Source organism: Winogradskyella rapida (assembly GCF_042675845.1).
Lineage (GTDB): Bacteria > Bacteroidota > Bacteroidia > Flavobacteriales > Flavobacteriaceae > Winogradskyella > Winogradskyella rapida.
In genome coordinates this window covers 254325-271277 of sequence record NZ_JBHTKM010000017.1, presented here as the reverse complement: position 1 = coordinate 271277, position 16953 = coordinate 254325, and the positions used below count along the sequence as shown (strand labels likewise).

Genomic DNA, 16953 nt, shown 5'->3' with positions numbered 1-16953 from the left:
CTATAAAATCTTATAGGTTTTCGGTTTGCTCTTCTTTTTGTCCCATCATCATCAGGTAAGCCTTTAAAAAAGGTTCTATGGCGCCATCCATAACGGCATCAACATTCCCGGTTTCATGAGCGGAACGTACATCTTTTACTAATTTATAAGGATGCATCACATAATTTCGTATTTGGCTTCCCCATTCAATTTTCATTTTACCCGCTTCAATATCATCGCGCTGCGCCATTTGTTTTTGCAATTCAATCTCGTACAATTGCGAACGAAGCATTTGCATGGCTCTTGTTCTGTTATCGTGTTGCGAGCGTGTTTCAGAACATTGAATCTGTATGCCTGAAGGTTTGTGTAAAAGTTGCACCTTCGTTTCTACTTTATTGACGTTTTGTCCTCCAGCACCACTAGATCGGGCGGTTGTAATTTCAATATCTGAAGGGTTGATGTCAATTTCAATGGTATCATCTACTAAAGGATAGACATAAACCGAGGCAAAACTAGTGTGGCGTTTGGCGTTACTATCAAACGGTGAGATACGTACTAAACGGTGTACACCATTTTCACCTTTAAGCCAACCAAAAGCAAAATCACCTTCAATTTCTAAAGTTACAGTTTTTATCCCAGCGACATCACCTTCTTGAAGGTTAAGTTCTTTAACTTTAAAGCCATTTTTTTCAGCATACATAAGGTACATACGCATTAACATACTGGCCCAATCGCAAGATTCTGTTCCACCAGCGCCGGCCGTAATTTGGAGTACGGCACTTAAGCCATCGCCTTCTTCAGAAAGCATGTTTTTAAATTCTAACTTTTCAATCGCATTCACAGCCAAGTCATAACGTGCTTCCACGTTTTCCATAGGAGCTTCGTCTTCTTTATAAAACTCGTAAATCACCTCTAGATCTTCAACAAGAGAGGCGGCAGCTTCGTAGTCATTAATCCAGCTTTTTTTCTCACGAATGGATTTCATAACCAATTCGGCAGCCTTTGAGTCATTCCAAAAATTAGGGTCGAAAGTTTGTTCTTCTTCGTTAGCGATTTCTATGCGTTTGGCATCTAAGTCAAAGATATTGTCTAAGTACGTCTAGACGGGAGTTAAGATCTTTAATTTGATCTGAAGTAATCATATATAGTACATTTTTATACAAATATAAGCAGCGTTGTTAAAGTGCCATAATTTTGAATCGGTTTTTTAGGAAATCCGTAATTTTGAGCTTAGAAATTTTTTGACGAATGATTATAGATTTAAGAAGTGATACGGTGACTAAGCCTTCTAAAGGAATGTTAGATGCTATGATGTCTGCAGAAGTAGGAGATGACGTCTTTAGAGAAGACCCTACAATGAATGCTTTAGAAGAGCGTTTAGCAACGATGTTTGGAAAAGAAAAAGCCTTGTTTTTTCCTTCGGGAAGTATGGCTAATCAAGTGGCTATAAAATTGCATACCCAACCCGGAGAACAGGTGATTTGTGATAAGTACGCGCATATTTATAATTATGAAGTTGGAGGTGTGGCGTTTCATAGTGGCGCTACATGTAAACTTTTAGACGGTCATCGTGGTATGTTTACCGCGAAACAAGTGGAAGAAGCTATCAGTCCTTCAGCCTATTATTACAGTCAATCTCGTTTAGTAGAAGTGGAGAATACCACCAATAAAGGAGGCGGAGCCTGTTGGGATTTTTCTGAAATTGAAAAGATAAAAACCGTATGTAAAACCCATGATTTAGGCTTTCACCTTGATGGAGCACGTTTGTGGAATGCTATGGTGTCTAAAAATGAAACCCCTTTACAGTATGGAACTGCGTTTGATAGTATTTCCGTTTGTCTCAGTAAAGGTTTAGGCTGTCCTGTGGGATCAGTGTTACTTGGTGATGAAGCGTTAATGGAAAAATCGTTAAGCCTTAGGAAATTGTTTGGTGGTAATATGCGACAAGTAGGGTATTTAGCGGCTGCAGGATTGTATGCCCTAGATCATCATGTAGAACGTTTAGCTGAAGATCATAAAAAAGCGAAGGAAATAGGCGCTGTGTTAGCACAATTATCTTTCATCAAAAAAGTAGAACCTATAGAAACCAACATCATCATTTTTGAGTTAAATGATGATGTTGATGAAGCTCACTTTTTAAACCAACTGCTCGAAAAAAACATCCATATTATTGGGATGGGCAGTGGTAAGTTACGCATGGTAACGCATTTAGATTATACAGACCAAATGCATGATAAGTTGCTCAGTGAACTAGGTTCTATTTAAACATGTCCATTCCAGGAATATTTGGCATCCCCTCTTTAGCAACAGCTGCAATTTCTGCTTCGTTAACTTGAGTGGCTTTTTCAATGGCTTTATTGAGGGTTAAAATTAAATAATCCTCTAACATGTCTTTATCTTGAAGCAATTCGTCGTCAATAGCAATAGCTTTAATTGTTCTATTGGCTGTAATAGTAACTTTTAGCTTGTTGTCATTACTCGCTTCGTCAATTAAAACCGTATGCAGACGCTCTTTTGTAGCTTCTACTTTCTTTTGGGCATCTTTTAATTTACCCATCATTCCCATCATATCTCCAAACATAATCTTGTCTTTTAAATTTATTAAGGTGCAAAATTAGTAAATTGCGCCTTTTTTCAGAATAATTTAGACGAACAAATGACAAATACTTTAGTAATGCACCCGCCAAAAGCCAAAAAAATTCCTCATCAGTTAGAAAAGCATGGCGACATCCGTATCGATGACTATTTTTGGATGAAAGACCGCGAGCATCCTGAAGTCATCGACTACCTAAACGCGGAAAACGAGTATTGCGATATGCAGATGGCTCATACTAAAGATTTTCAGAAAGATCTTTTTGAGGAGATGAAAGCGCGTATAAAGGAAGATGATTCTTCTGTGCCTTATAAATTTAACGGGTATTGGTATATCACTAAGTTTGAAAAAGGAAAAGATTACCCTATTTATTTGCGTAAAAAGGAACACCTTGATAATCCTGAAGAATTACTTTTTGACTGTAATAAAATGGCAGAAGGAACCAGCTATTTTAAATTAACAGGCATTAGTATAAGTCCAGATAATAAAATGGTGTCCTATGGTATTGATACTACCGGAAGACGTAATTATACCATTTTTGTAAAAAACCTAGAAACTCAAGAGGTTGCTGCAGACCAAGTTTTAAACACCACAGGCTCTTCAAGCTGGGCGAATGATAATGCCACGCTTTTCTATACCAAAAAAGATGAAGTTACCTTAAGAGCATACCAGATATACAAGCATCGTTTGGGGGATCAATCTGAAGACGAATTGGTTTTTGAAGAAGGTGATGATACCTTTGGTGTGGCAGTGTATAAGTCTAAATCTCGAAAATATATTATTGTTGCTTGCTACAGTACCTTAACTAATGAATACCATATTTTAGATGCGAATGATCCTGAAGGGAAATTCAAAGTATTTCAGCCTAGAGTAAGAGGATTAGAGTATAGTATTTCGCATTATGGTGATCATTTCTATATCATGACCAACTTAGATAAAGCGACGAACTTTAGACTTATGAAAACGCCTGAAGCCCAAACAGAAATGGCGCACTGGGTAGATGTGATTCCACATAGAGCAGATGTGTTGCTTGAGGGTATTGATATTTTTAAAGATTATTTGGTGTTAAGCGAACGTAAAAATGGACTTAACGAAATACGTATTAAACGTTGGGATGGTACTGAAGATTACTACTTGCCTTTTAACAACGAAACTTATACCGCTTTTACAGCAACCAATGTAGATTTTGATACGGAAACACTGCGTTACGCCTACAATTCACTCACAACGCCGTCTTCTGTGATAGAATTTAATATGCGCACCAAATCTAAAACGGTTTTAAAAGAGCAAGAGGTTTTAGGCGGGCAATTTAATAAAGACAATTATACTTCTGAGAGGATTTGGGCTACAGCAGACGATGGTACTAAAATACCAATGTCTGTGGTTTATAAAAAAGGCCTTAAAAAGGATGGAACTAATCCGGTATTACAATATGCTTACGGAAGTTATGGCTCTACAATAGATCCTTATTTTTCTACTATTAGATTAAGTTTATTAGATCGTGGGTTTGTTTACGTTATTTCGCATATTAGAGGTGGAGAGTATTTAGGGCGCGACTGGTACGAAGACGGGAAACTATTAACAAAGAAAAATACATTTTCAGATTTTATAGCGTGTTCTATTCATTTAATAAAAGAACGCTACACCTCATCTCAACATTTATACGCTATGGGCGGAAGTGCAGGAGGTTTACTTATGGGGGCTATTGTTAATGATGCTCCAGAACTTTATAATGGGATTATTGCAGCAGTGCCGTTTGTAGATGTGGTAACAACCATGTTAGACGATTCTATTCCTTTAACAACAGGGGAGTATGATGAATGGGGAAATCCAAATGATAAATTGTATTACGACTACATCAAATCGTATTCGCCTTATGATAATGTTAAAGCTAAAGCGTATCCAAATATGTTAATCACTACAGGTTTGCACGATTCGCAAGTACAATATTGGGAACCTGCAAAGTGGGTGGCTAAGCTAAGAGAGCTAAAGACAGATGATAACAAATTGTACTTAAAGACGAATATGGATGCCGGTCATGGTGGTGCTTCTGGACGTTTCGAAAGCTTAAAAGAAGATGCGGAAGAGTTTGCTTTCTTGCTTGATTTAGAAGGTATTTCGATATAAATAGAAAAAATGTTACCTTTGCTCGGTTTTAGGTGTCTAATAAATAACGACTACTGAAAAAATTCATTTATGAACGAAAACAAAAATGTATTTGATAATGTGTTACAATTAATAGGTAGCACTCCTCTAATCAAATTAAATAAAATGACTGCCGACTTTGACGGCGATTTTTATGCAAAAGTAGAAGCGTTTAATCCAGGTCATTCCTCTAAAGACAGAATTGCATTACATATAATAGAAGAAGCAGAACGTCAAGGTATTTTGACTCCTGGTGATACAATCATAGAAACAACGTCTGGTAATACAGGTTTTAGTTTAGCAATGGTTAGTATTATAAAAGGTTATGAGTGTATTTTGGCTGTTAGTTCTAAGTCGTCTCCAGATAAAATAGACATGTTAAAGTCTATGGGAGCTAAGGTTTATGTTTGTCCGGCACACGTTAAAGCAGACGATCCCCGTTCTTATTACGAAGTTGCAAAACGTTTACACGAAGAAAATAAAGGTTCAATTTATATCAATCAATATTTTAACCAATTAAATATTGATGCCCATTACAACACTACTGGTCCAGAAATTTGGGATCAGACCAATGGTGAAATTACCCACTTAGTGGCGTGTAGCGGAACAGGAGGAACAATCTCTGGAATCTCAAAGTATTTAAAGGAGCAAAAACCTAATGTAACAGTTATAGGTGTGGATGCTTATGGTTCTGTATTGCAAAAATATCATGAAACGCGTGAGTTTGATGATAAGGAAATATATCCGTACAGAATTGAAGGTTTAGGAAAAAACTTAATTCCTACGGCAACTGACTTTGATGCTATAGATAAGTTTGTAAAAGTTACAGATGAAGAAAGTGCGCATACTGCAAGAGAAATTTCTAACACTGAAGGTCTTTTTGTAGGGTATACCAGTGGAGCAGCAATGCAAGCGATTAAACAATTACAAGAAGAAGGTGAGTTTAAGCCTACAGATAAAATTGTAGTTATATTTCCAGATCATGGATCGCGTTATATGAGTAAAGTTTATAACGATAAGTGGATGGAAGATCAAGGCTTTTTTGATAGTAAATCTGAAGTTCAGGCGACTATTGAATATATAAAGTAAATTACGATTTATAGTATTATAAAGAACCTACCATAGAAAACTGTGGTAGGTTTTTTTTTATGTGAATTTGTTCATTTTCGTTAATGGAATATTTCGTTTCAAAGTAGGGATCGTATTACTTTAATCAGTTCTTGTTATGATAGCCCTTAATTTCTGCCGGTCAATCTTACTTAATTTTTGAATAGTAATGCGATTTTCTACTTGATTATCCCACGCATTATTTACATAAGCTATTTTGTAGGTTTTATCGTAGAGCTTGCTAATAGGATAGATTTTAATATGTATTAAAGTGATTTATCTTTTGAACTAAGCGCATTAATTTTTTTTAATTTGAAGAGGTTGTACGCTATTGTTCAAAACTTAGTTAATACTTAATTAAATAAATTATGCAGTCATAATATAATTAATTAATTTTGCGAGCACTAAATATATTAAATTAATTAAATATTAATGAGTGCTTACACGTGATGTTATGTGTAATGTGTTGATTAATAGCAAACTTAAAGCATGAAGGATTTATTTGCAAAGATTTATAAAGATAAAGGACCACTTGGAAAATGGGCAGCTCAGGCTGAAGGTTATTTTGTGTTTCCAAAGCTTGAAGGTGAAATCTCTAATAGAATGACATTTCAAGGGAAAGACGTAATCACCTGGAGTATTAATGATTACCTAGGTTTAGCAAATCATCCTGAAGTGAGGAAGGTAGACGGTGAAGCTGGTGTTAAGTATGGTTCTGCATATCCAATGGGAGCGAGAATGATGTCTGGTCATACAGATTTGCACGAACAATTACAAAATGAGTTAGCTGCTTTTGTTAATAAAGAAGCTGCTTACTTATTGAACTTTGGTTACCAAGGAATGGTATCTACCATTGATGCTTTAGTTGCTAAAGACGATATTATAGTTTATGATGTAGACGCTCATGCTTGTATTATTGATGGTGTACGTTTACATATGGGAAAACGTTTTACCTATAAGCATAACGACGTTCAAAGTTTAGAAAAGAACTTAGAGCGTGCTACTAAAATGGCTGAGCAAACTGGAGGTGGAATCTTAGTGATTTCTGAAGGTGTGTTTGGTATGCGTGGTGAGCAAGGTCGTCTTAAAGAGATTGTAGAGTTAAAGAAAAAATTTAACTTCAGATTATTTGTTGATGATGCACATGGTTTCGGTACTTTAGGTGCTACTGGTGCAGGTACAGGTGAGGAGCAAGGTGTTCAAAATGATATCGATGTGTATTTTGCAACTTTTGCAAAATCTATGGCAAGTACAGGAGCGTTTATTGCTGCTGACCAAGAAATCATCGATTACTTAAAATATAACTTACGTTCGCAAATGTTTGCGAAGTCTTTACAAATGCAATTGGTTGTTGGGGCTTTAAAACGTTTAGATATGTTACGTAGTATGCCAGAATTGAAGCAGAATCTTTGGACTATTGTAAATGCATTACAGTCAGGTTTAAAAGAGCGTGGTTTTGATATTGGAACAACGCAAAGTTGTGTGACCCCTGTTTATTTAAAAGGAAGTATTCCTGAAGCGATGGCTTTAGTGAGAGATTTACGTGAAAACTATGGTATTTTCTGTTCTATCGTGGTATATCCTGTAATTCCTAAAGGTTTAATTCTTTTAAGAATGATTCCTACAGCGACACATACTTTAGAAGACGTTAAAGAAACTCTTGATGCATTTGATGCTATTAGAGAGCGTTTAGTTAACGGAACTTATAAAAGAATGTCTGCAGCCCTTATTGCTGCAATGGGAGAATAATTTCTCTGAATATAACAACTAAAAACGGCCAATACTTCAAAAGTATTGGCCGTTTTTTTTTAAGGCTTTATGAAACGTTTTTCTGCGCTTGTTTAGAAATTATAGGTCCTTTCTAAAAGTTTTACGTCTAACGTATACTTTAGGATCAAAATGCTTCCAGATTTGTTTAATGGCATGGTTGTCCTCTAATTCTGGTGTACGATAACAAGTCTCAATGCCTTTCTCTCTAAAAGTCTCGTAATATTCATTAAAGATCACCGCATGAACACCTTTGTTCTGATAATCTGGATGAATACCTATAAGGTAGAAAATAACATCTTTACTGTGTTTTTTTGCTTTTAGAATATGAGTGAAACCAAAAGGGAATAATTTACCATTAGCTTTTTGTAATGCCGAAGCAAATCGAGGCATAACCACAGCAAATCCTACCAATTCATCTTGATCATCCACCACAAATTTTATGTATTCAGGGTTGACAAAACTGATAAATTTTTTCTTAAAATACTCCTTTTGTATATCTGTAATCTCCACAAAAGAAGAGAGTGAAGCGTAGCTTTCATTAAAGAGGTCAAACATCCTGTCGGCATAAGGCATAACCTCTTCGGTTTTAGTAAACTTAAGTGCCCTAAGCTTGTAACGTCGCTTTATTAATTCTTGTGCCTTTTTAAAATGTTCAGGTTTTACATTCTCAAAAGGAAATTTACTTTCAGAATATGCTTTTTCAATCGCAAATCCATGAGCGTTATAATGATTAACGTAATACGGGTGGTTATACCAAGTAATCATCGTTGATAAATGATCAAAACCTTCTGTCATTACACCAACTTTATCGAGGTTAGAAAATCCAACCGGACCTTCCAAATACTCTAATTGATGCGATTTCCCAATGGTAGCGACGGTCTCAAGCAATGCCTTACTGACGTCTAAATCGTCAATAAAATCAAACCATCCAAATCGCATTTTCTTGATGTCTTGTTTGTTCACCTCAAGCCAATTGGTAATGGCCGCAACACGCCCTACAATTTCGCCTGCTTTATAAGCTAGGAAAAAACGAGCGTCAGCATCTTTAAAAATGGGATTTTTATCTTTATTAAAAGTTTCTAACTCTTGCTTTATAATGGGAGGGACCCAGTATGGCGAGTTTTTATAGAGTTTAAAAGGGAATTTTACAAAGGCTTTTAATTCGCTTTGTGATTTAGCTTCTTTTATTGTTATCATTGGTTAAGCAAGGCTTATATTAAGACTGGAAATCGTCTATTTTCTTCTTTTTATTTTTGTTTTTTCGCTGTTTGCGTTTGCCTTCTTCTTTGGCAGAATTTCCGTTGTCGATCTTTTTATCTTTATGAAAATCTAATCGGTAAGAGGCTCCGAAAGCCACATTAAAAACGGTAGGTGTATCTTTGGCGTTAAAGGCGATATTAGCATCAATTTGAAAATCTTTAGTCCACAAATAAGCGCCTCCAAATCTAAAAATATTATCCGCATAAAAGTCACTCTTTATCCCTTGTGCCTCACCAAATACAACCCATTGTGGGGTAAATGAATGGGTTAAGGTAAAGATGTATTGAAAATCAGAATACTCTGAGCCAATACGGTCTTTTATTAAGTTCATAACAAACACCCAACCACCGTTAAAATTGTTTTGGGTAGAGATCATTATTTTAGGACTCACACCTTCTACATCTGGTGCAGTGTAGGGATTGTTTTCGCTATCAAAATTAGCACCGGCATAAATGGCTACAGCTGGTATTAGAGATTTCCAACTAAATCTATTGTTAGCATGGTAGCTGTATAAATTCGGTTTTTGCTCTCCTGCATTTTTATAAGGATCGTAAATTAAGTATTTGGCGCCTATGGTTAAATTCTTAAAATTAGAACGCTTATTATCCACAGGGGTAAAAGAACTGTTATTGGTTTTAGTGTCGTTTTGGTAAACCCCATCAATAGCGAGTTCTAATTGTTCAAAAAACAAGCCATAACGTAAGGCAAAATCAAGGCCGAAACCTGAAACCTCGTAATTAGATAAGGCGTGTTCTTCTTTTACGGTAAAAGCACCAGCTTCAAACTGAAGCACACCGGTTCCAACAGAAAAAGCACTTTCTGAAACTCCTGGTCGGTTAGAGTTGATCACTTCCGTGTATTGGGCGTTAGCGTTGGTAAAACTAATAAAGAATAGTAGGATGAAAATTGATTTGAGTAATCGCATTTTATTTTTGGTTTAAATTCAAATATAGATATTTTATACTTTTTTTAAGGAATAATAACGGATTATAAATGAGTATAATTGTATTTTTGATATTATTTTACTTATGATACAAGAAGCTTCGGCCATGGGATTACTGAGAACGCTATTAATTATTTTACTTGTTTACTTCGGGTTTAAGATATTAGCTCGTTTGTTTGCGCCACTATTACTAAAATTTGTGGCCAAAAAAGCAGAGGAAAAATTTGGAGGACAATTTGGCGGATTTCAAAATCAGAACCAACAGCAACAAGCGCAAAAGCGTAAAGAAGGCGAAACGGTTATTGATAAAATGCCTAACGAAAAGGGATCTTCTAACCCTGATGTTGGCGAATATATCGATTACGAAGAAATAGAGTAATCGCTAAAGTTGTACCCTTTGAAATCTTTTGTGAGGTTTCAAAATAAATACTTACTTTTCAGAATCAATCACTTTAAAGCATTTACATGTCATTTTCTATTAAACGTTTATTACCACATTTCCTAGTTTTAATAGGGTTTGTGGTTTTATCATTAGCTTACTTTAGTCCTGTTTTACAAGGTAAAAAAATCAACCAAAGTGATATTATGCACTATATTGGTATGGCAGAACAACAAAAAGAGTTTGCTAAGACCACGGGAGAAGAAACATATTGGACTAATAGTGCTTTTGGCGGTATGCCCACCTATCAATTGGGAGCAAAGTATCCGCACAATTACATTAAAAAACTAGACTTAGCTCTGCGGTTTCTACCACGACCAGCAGACTATTTATTTCTATATTTTTTAGGATTTTATATGCTTTTGCTAGCGCTTAAAGTCGATTTTAAATTGGCAGCCTTAGGGGCATTAGCTTTTGGATTTTCTACCTATCTCATTATTATTCTAGGGGTTGGGCACAATGCTAAGGCCCATGCTATTGCGTATATGCCTATGGTTTTAGCAGGTATTATTCTTACGTTTAGAAGAAAATATATCTTAGGTTTTTTGCTTACTGCAGTCGCTTCTGGTTTACAGTTAGTAGCCAATCATCCACAAATGAGTTATTATTTATTACTCCTTATCCTTGTTTTAGGCTTAGCTTATCTGGTAGAGGCGTACAAGAAAAAAATCTTACTTCATTTTTTTAAATCGGTTGGTATATTGACGTTCGCTGCTATTCTTGCGGTTGGTCTTAATGCTACCAGTTTATTGGCAACGCAACAATATGCTAAGGAAAGTACAAGGGGCCCAAGTCCTTTAACCATTAATCCAGATGGGTCTGAAAAAGAAGTAACCTCTGGTTTAGACCGTGCTTATATTACGGAATATAGTTATGGGATTTTAGAAACCTTTAATCTATACATTCCGAAGTTTATGGGGGGCGGTAATTATGAAGATGTCGGAAAAGATTCTGAAACCTATGAAGCCTATATCCGTTTGGGCGCCTCGCCAATTGAAGCATTAGAGGCCTCAAGAAATGCACCGATGTATTGGGGCGATCAGCCTATTGTAGAAGCACCTGCTTATGTAGGGGCCGTTATTATTTTTCTCTTCGTCTTAGGTTTATTTCTAGTCAAAGGACGTGTAAAATGGTGGTTAGTAGGAGGGACGGTCTTATCCTTGCTACTGTCGTACGGTAAGAATTTTGGCCTACTCACAGATTTGTTTATTGATTATGTGCCTTTCTATAATAAGTTTAGAGCGGTAAGTTCTATACAAGTCATTTTAGAATTGTGTATCCCAGCTTTAGGAATTATGGCCTTATCGGAAGTGTTTAAGGCGGGCTTAGAAAAGGAAGAAAAACTAAGAGCTTTAGCCTTTTCTGTTGGAATTACCGCAGGTTTGGCCGTGATCTTCTTAGTCTTTAAATCGGCTTTATTTGATTTTGAAGGCTTAAGAGATGATCAGTATATCAGTGCGTACGGACCAGCATTTATAGAGGCTATTATTGAAGATAGAAAAGCTTTAATGACCTCAGACACCATAAGAACATTGATTTTGGTGTTGTTATCCGCAGGAACAATCTTTATGTTCTTAAAGCAGAAATTATCAGAGCAATTGCTTGTCGTGGTTTTTGCGGTATTAATTCTTTTCGATTTAGTTAGTGTGGATCGACAATACGTAAATAACGATAATTTTGTTTCAGCCTTAAAAGTCGATAAACCTTATCGCGCTAATACTGCAGATAAAGAAATTTTAAAGGATAAAGGACATTATAGAGTGATGGACTTGTCTACAGAAGGACAACGTATGCCGGCAAAAGCAGCGTATTTTCATAATTCACTTCTGGGCTATAGTGCGGTGAAGTTGGGCCGTGTAAATGAGTTGTTAGATTTTTACGTCTATAAAAACAATATGAATGTTCTTAATATGCTGAATGCAAAGTATATTATTGCTGAAGAACAAAACACTGTTTTTCCTTATACCAATTCAGACGCTAATGGAAACGCTTGGTTTGTATCCAATCTAAAAACAGTAGACAATGCGAATGAAGAACTGTTGGCTTTAGAAAATTTGAATACCAAAACCACAGCGGTTATTCAAAAGACAATGGCAAGCGATTTTAATTTAAAATCTAATTATGCCTTAGATTCTACAGCAACAATTCAACTAAAAGAATTTCAACCTAATTATTTAAAATACAACACTTCAAATTCGAATGATGGGGTAGCGGTGTTTTCAGAAATCTATTATAAAGAAGGATGGAATGCCTATCTTGATGGCACATTAGTACCACACTTCCGTGTTAATTATGTCTTAAGAGCTTTAACGCTTCCTAAAGGCGAACACACTTTAGAATTTAAGTTTGAACCTCAGGTGGTTAAAACAGGAAGTTATATCGCCTTATCAAGTTCAATTATTTTAGTTGTTCTATTATTAGCGGGCTTATATTTCAAGTTCAACACTAAAAGAGATTAAAGCGAAATTGCTAAACGTAAATACGAGGCTAAGCTTCTAAAATAGAGCGAAGCCGCTGTATAGGGTAATCATTATGACGACAAAAAAAGCACTGATCATCACTTATTATTGGCCACCTGCAGGAGGGCCTGGAGTGCAGCGTTGGTTAAAATTCGTAAAATATTTACCCGATTTTGGAGTAGAACCCATTGTATATTGTCCGGAAAATCCCAATTACCCGATTCAAGATCAAAGTTTGGTTAATGAAATCCCTGAAAGCGTTACGGTTATAAAACAAAAGATTAAGGAACCTTATGCTTTGGCAAGGTTGTTTTCAAAAGGGAGTACCACTAAGATAAGTTCTGGGGTGATCCCTAAAGCTAAGAAGCAGTCTCTTATAGAAAAAGGAATGCTTTATGTACGGGGGAATTTCTTTATTCCGGATGCTCGTAAAAATTGGATTTCGCCATCGGTTTCATTTTTATCGGACTATATAAAAACGCATCATATAGATACCATTATCACCACGGGGCCTCCGCATAGCTTGCATATTATAGGTTTACAATTAAAAGCGGCTTTAGGCCTTAATTGGATAGCCGATTTTAGAGATCCTTGGACCACTATTGGCTACCATAAAGCGTTAAAACTTACTGCGGCTTCTAAAGCAATACATTTAGACTTAGAACATAAGGTTCTAAATACGGCAGATCATATTATTGTGACTAGCTCACATACTAAAAATGAATTTGCATTAAAAACAGAACAACCTATTACGGTTATAACTAATGGTTACGATGCCCATGAGGTGAAGGTTAAGCAGAAAGATAAACTATTCTCCTTATCGCATATTGGGTCTTTATTATCTGAACGTAATCCAACAATTTTATGGGAGGTGCTTTCAGAATTGATAAACGAACAGCCCGACTTTGCTAAAGATTTTAAACTACAGTTAATTGGTGTGGTTAGCGATGATGTGTTAGAGACCATTTACACATTTGGGTTGAAGGACTATGTTGATGTTGTGGGTTATGTGAGCCATGATGAGGCCATAAAGTTTCAAATGCAATCTCAATTGCTTTTGCTGATAGAGATAGATTCTGAAGATACAAAAGCAATTATTCCAGGGAAATTATTTGAATACCTCATTTCAAAAACTCCTATTTTAGCGCTAGGGCCTAAAGATGCCGATGTGGCGCATATAATCGCGAACACCCAAACGGGGACGTACTTTAGTTACAATCAGAAACAGGCGCTTAAAACTCAATTATTAACGTATTTTGAAGCGTTTAAAGCCAATACCCTTAAGGTTAATGCTAAAGGTTTAGAACCGTATAGTAGAAAAGCGCTAACCGAAAAGTTAAGTGCTATTATTAAAGATTGTTAATAGCCTAGGGTTGTCTTAGGGTTTAATTATTGTATTTTGCTACCCTATGGGAATTGTATTAAATCAGTCTTTCAAAAATACCATTACAACCTATTTAGGCTTTGGAATAGGCGCCATAAATACCCTTTTTCTTTATACCAATTTTTTAACGGACCAGTATTATGGTTTAGTCGCCTTTTTATTATCAGCAGCAAATCTTATGATGCCTTTTATGGCCTTTGGAGTGCACAATGCCATTGTAAAGTTTTACGCCTCATTTAAAACCAAACATAGCATTAATAGTTTTCTAACCTTAATGTTGTTCTTACCCTTAATCTTTATCCTACCGGCGGCTTTGGTAGGGTATGTTGCTTATGATGCTATTGTTCATGGGCTCAGTCATGAAAATGCCATTGTAAAACACTATGTGTGGCATATCTTCATTTTAGCGGTAGCCATGGCTTATTTTGAAATTTTCTTTGCTTGGACTAAAGTGCAAATGCAAACCGTTTTTGGTAATGTTATGAAAGAAATATTTCATCGCGTTGGTATTATGGGGTTACTTTTTGCAGTCTATTTACAATGGCTTACGGTAGATCAGTTTATAACGGCGCTTGTCATTGTTTACGTTTTACGCATGATGATTATGAAATTGTACGCCTTCACGTTAAGGTTTCCAAAATTAAAATTTCAAAAGTTAAAGCATCAATCTTCAATATTAAAATACGCAGGACTCATGATTATTGCAGGGTCTATTGCCATGCTGATCTTGGATATCGATAAATTTATGATTGGCTTATTATTACCACAAATTGAACAAGTTGCCTATTATAGTGTCGCAATTTTTATAGCTACAGTTATTGCGGTTCCACAACGCGCTATGCATCAAATAATGCTGCCATTAACCGCAAAATATCTTAATGAAAAAGAGGATGTGGCTTTAAGAGATTTGTACCAACGGAGTTCTATGACGCTTTTGGTGGTGAGTGGGTTTATTTTCCTCTTAATTGTTGTAAACATCAATCAATTATACCAAATATTGCCCGATAAATTTACAGGCGGACTTTTTGTAGTGCTTATTGTTAGTTTAGCGAAACTCTACGATAACAGTTTAGGGAACAATAATGCTATTTTATTTAATAGTGATTATTACCGTATGGTTTTGCTCTTCGGAGTTTTATTGGCAGTTATGGCCATTGTTTTAAACGCCCTTTTTATTCCTGTTTATGGGATTGAAGGCTCTGCATTTGCGACCTTTTTAGCCATTGCAATCTATAATACGATTAAGATTATTTTTGTAAAGCGCAAGTTTAATATGCTTCCCTATTCAATGGGCACTTTAAAAGTGATTTTGGCTATTATGAGCTTAGGCTTTTTGTTTTACTTCTGGGAATTTCCATTTTATCCTTTAATAAATATGGGGCTTAAATCTGTAAGTCTTGGCCTTATTTATTTGATTTTAATTTTTAAGTTGAAGGTCTCCGAGGATATTTCAAATCAGATGATTAAATATTTAAAACTTAAAAGCTAGCCTTTAGCCAAAGGACCTTTTGCCTTGAGTTTTAAAATGAGAAAGTCCCGCAAGGCGCTTTGAGGCAAACTCTCACGGGACATTCTACTAACCAACCAAAAAAACTTTTTTATCCTCTAGATCGACTTGTTCGAGATCGTGTTGAACTTTGGTTGCTCGTTCTACTTGAATTTGATCTCGTTTTTACTGACGATGATTTGGTTCTACTTGTGGTAACACTGCGTTGTTTAGCGCTTGGCGTTACTGATTTATTATATGTACGAGATTTTGTGCTACTTGGTTTTTTTACCGAAGTTCTCTGATTCATTTTATTAGACACAGTCCTGTTACTTCTCGTCACATTTTGTTTTACATTTCTTGAACTTACTTGGCGCGCTGTAGATCGGTTTGACGTTCTATTAGGCGTTACCGTTCGAGTTGTTGTAGTTGTTCGTGTCGTTCTTGTTACAGGAGTACGTGTGGTCGTTGTTCTAGTAACGGCACTTCTAGATCGTGTAGCTCTTGTGTTAACAATCGCTCTATTATTACGTTGCACTTGCGTTCTTAGTGCACGTTCAGCACGGTTTCTAGGGGTTTGTACATAACGGGTATTTACCGTTGTACTTCTTCGGCCATTTCTATTAAAGTAACGGACATTGTTTGTGTAAGGTCTATAATAGATGTGTCTTACTGGGGTATAAAATCGTCTATAAGGTTTTACGTTAATAACACAATATTGTGCTGTAGGAATGCTGTAAAATCGGTGCCATGGTCTATAGACATAAGCTCTGTTGTAGCTATTAATAAACCCATCATAACGGTAAAATACGTTGTTTTTATAATAGACGTTTAAACCACCTAAACGGCTTATTCTTCCAAAGGTATTATACTGAATTACAATATTACCTATTTGATTTACACGACCGTAATAGTCATAATAAATTGGTGTGTTTTCAATCTGAATAATTGCACCGTAACTATCATACTGCACATAAGGATTATAGTCGTAACCGGTATTAAAACTTAAACTAAAACCAGGGGTATTGATGCCAACGCTTACATCTGGACCATAATTAGGTAAATAGAAATCAAACTGCCCATCAGCGAAAACTGAAAATTCAATGCCTGCTTCTTCAAATATGAAAGAATTGCCATAGCCTCTAGCGGTGGTCTGCGTAGAAGCTTCAAGGTCTGTGGTATTAGTATTGCTTGCGAATGCAGTACTGCCAAATGCGACAAAAGCTGCAAGTAGATATATAATTCGTTTCATAATTGATAGGTTTTAAAAATTAAACACATTGGGTTTAAAACAAACAGCGTGCCAAAAAATATAATAAACTAGCTGTTAGTGGTTTAGGTGTTTTTATGTTGTGCTGTTTGTAACGCTTAGGTGCTGAATGCAACAA

The 16953-nt window shown here is 35.9% G+C and carries 13 protein-coding genes; 8 read left to right on the top strand and 5 right to left on the bottom strand.

Annotated features, from left to right (window positions below):
• Positions 1–10: 10 nt before the first annotated feature.
• Positions 11–1121 (bottom strand): peptide chain release factor 2 gene (gene prfB, locus ACFQ13_RS04995; RefSeq protein ID WP_386114747.1). Its coding sequence is split into 2 segments (ribosomal slippage): positions 11–1057 and positions 1059–1121, totalling 1110 coding nucleotides; the frame shifts between segments, so codons are not numbered across the junction.
• A gap of 106 nt (positions 1122–1227) precedes the next feature.
• Here prfB and ACFQ13_RS04990 point away from each other — a divergent pair.
• Positions 1228–2244 carry a threonine aldolase family protein gene (locus ACFQ13_RS04990; protein WP_386114744.1) on the top strand — a complete coding sequence of 339 codons (1017 nt, stop codon included), beginning with the start codon at positions 1228–1230 and terminating at the stop codon, positions 2242–2244.
• Here the strand turns inward: ACFQ13_RS04990 and ACFQ13_RS04985 are convergent.
• Positions 2237–2560 (bottom strand): YbaB/EbfC family nucleoid-associated protein, encoded by a 324-nt coding sequence (locus ACFQ13_RS04985; RefSeq protein ID WP_386114742.1) that lies wholly within the window; start codon positions 2558–2560, stop codon positions 2237–2239. The two genes, ACFQ13_RS04990 and ACFQ13_RS04985, sit on opposite strands and share 8 nt — an antisense overlap.
• Positions 2561–2635: 75 nt before the next feature.
• Between ACFQ13_RS04985 and ACFQ13_RS04980 the strand changes: the two genes are divergently transcribed.
• The 3 genes from ACFQ13_RS04980 to ACFQ13_RS04970 all read left to right on the top strand — a co-directional run bounded on the left by ACFQ13_RS04980 (position 2636) and on the right by ACFQ13_RS04970 (position 7573).
• A complete protein-coding gene (locus ACFQ13_RS04980) occupies positions 2636–4699 on the top strand; it encodes a S9 family peptidase (RefSeq protein ID WP_386114739.1) in 2064 nt (687 codons plus the stop codon).
• Between the two features lie 69 nt (positions 4700–4768).
• Complete coding sequence (locus ACFQ13_RS04975) at positions 4769–5806, top strand: PLP-dependent cysteine synthase family protein (RefSeq protein WP_386114736.1); 1038 nt, start codon at positions 4769–4771, stop codon at positions 5804–5806.
• A 507-nt stretch (positions 5807–6313) separates the two neighbouring features.
• Positions 6314–7573: an aminotransferase class I/II-fold pyridoxal phosphate-dependent enzyme gene (locus tag ACFQ13_RS04970; protein WP_386114734.1), complete on the top strand. Its 1260-nt coding sequence runs from the start codon at positions 6314–6316 to the stop codon at positions 7571–7573.
• A 99-nt stretch (positions 7574–7672) separates the two neighbouring features.
• On the opposite strand, the gene ACFQ13_RS04965 is transcribed toward ACFQ13_RS04970, so the two are convergent.
• Both ACFQ13_RS04965 and ACFQ13_RS04960 read right to left on the bottom strand, forming a co-directional pair.
• Positions 7673–8791 carry a GTP cyclohydrolase gene (locus ACFQ13_RS04965; RefSeq protein ID WP_386114732.1) on the bottom strand — a complete coding sequence of 373 codons (1119 nt, stop codon included), beginning with the start codon at positions 8789–8791 and terminating at the stop codon, positions 7673–7675.
• Between the two features lie 19 nt (positions 8792–8810).
• A complete protein-coding gene (locus ACFQ13_RS04960; RefSeq protein ID WP_386114729.1) occupies positions 8811–9779 on the bottom strand; it encodes a transporter in 969 nt (322 codons plus the stop codon).
• Between the two features lie 103 nt (positions 9780–9882).
• Here ACFQ13_RS04960 and ACFQ13_RS04955 point away from each other — a divergent pair, with 103 nt between their 5' ends.
• The 4 genes from ACFQ13_RS04955 (at position 9883) to ACFQ13_RS04940 (ending at position 15568) form a co-directional block, all read left to right on the top strand.
• Entirely contained in the window at positions 9883–10176 is a 294-nt protein-coding gene (locus ACFQ13_RS04955) for a DUF4834 family protein (protein WP_114309453.1), read from the top strand.
• Positions 10177–10262: 86 nt separating this feature from the next.
• Positions 10263–12695 carry a YfhO family protein gene (locus ACFQ13_RS04950; RefSeq protein ID WP_386114726.1) on the top strand — a complete coding sequence of 811 codons (2433 nt, stop codon included), beginning with the start codon at positions 10263–10265 and terminating at the stop codon, positions 12693–12695.
• 73 nt (positions 12696–12768) lie between these two features.
• Positions 12769–14058: a glycosyltransferase gene (locus ACFQ13_RS04945; protein WP_386114724.1), complete on the top strand. Its 1290-nt coding sequence runs from the start codon at positions 12769–12771 to the stop codon at positions 14056–14058.
• A gap of 46 nt (positions 14059–14104) precedes the next feature.
• Complete coding sequence (locus ACFQ13_RS04940; protein ID WP_386114722.1) at positions 14105–15568, top strand: oligosaccharide flippase family protein; 1464 nt, start codon at positions 14105–14107, stop codon at positions 15566–15568.
• A gap of 109 nt (positions 15569–15677) precedes the next feature.
• Here the strand turns inward: ACFQ13_RS04940 and ACFQ13_RS04935 are convergent, their stop codons facing one another.
• Complete coding sequence (locus ACFQ13_RS04935) at positions 15678–16817, bottom strand: hypothetical protein (protein ID WP_386114720.1); 1140 nt, start codon at positions 16815–16817, stop codon at positions 15678–15680.
• Positions 16818–16953 lie beyond the last annotated feature (136 nt).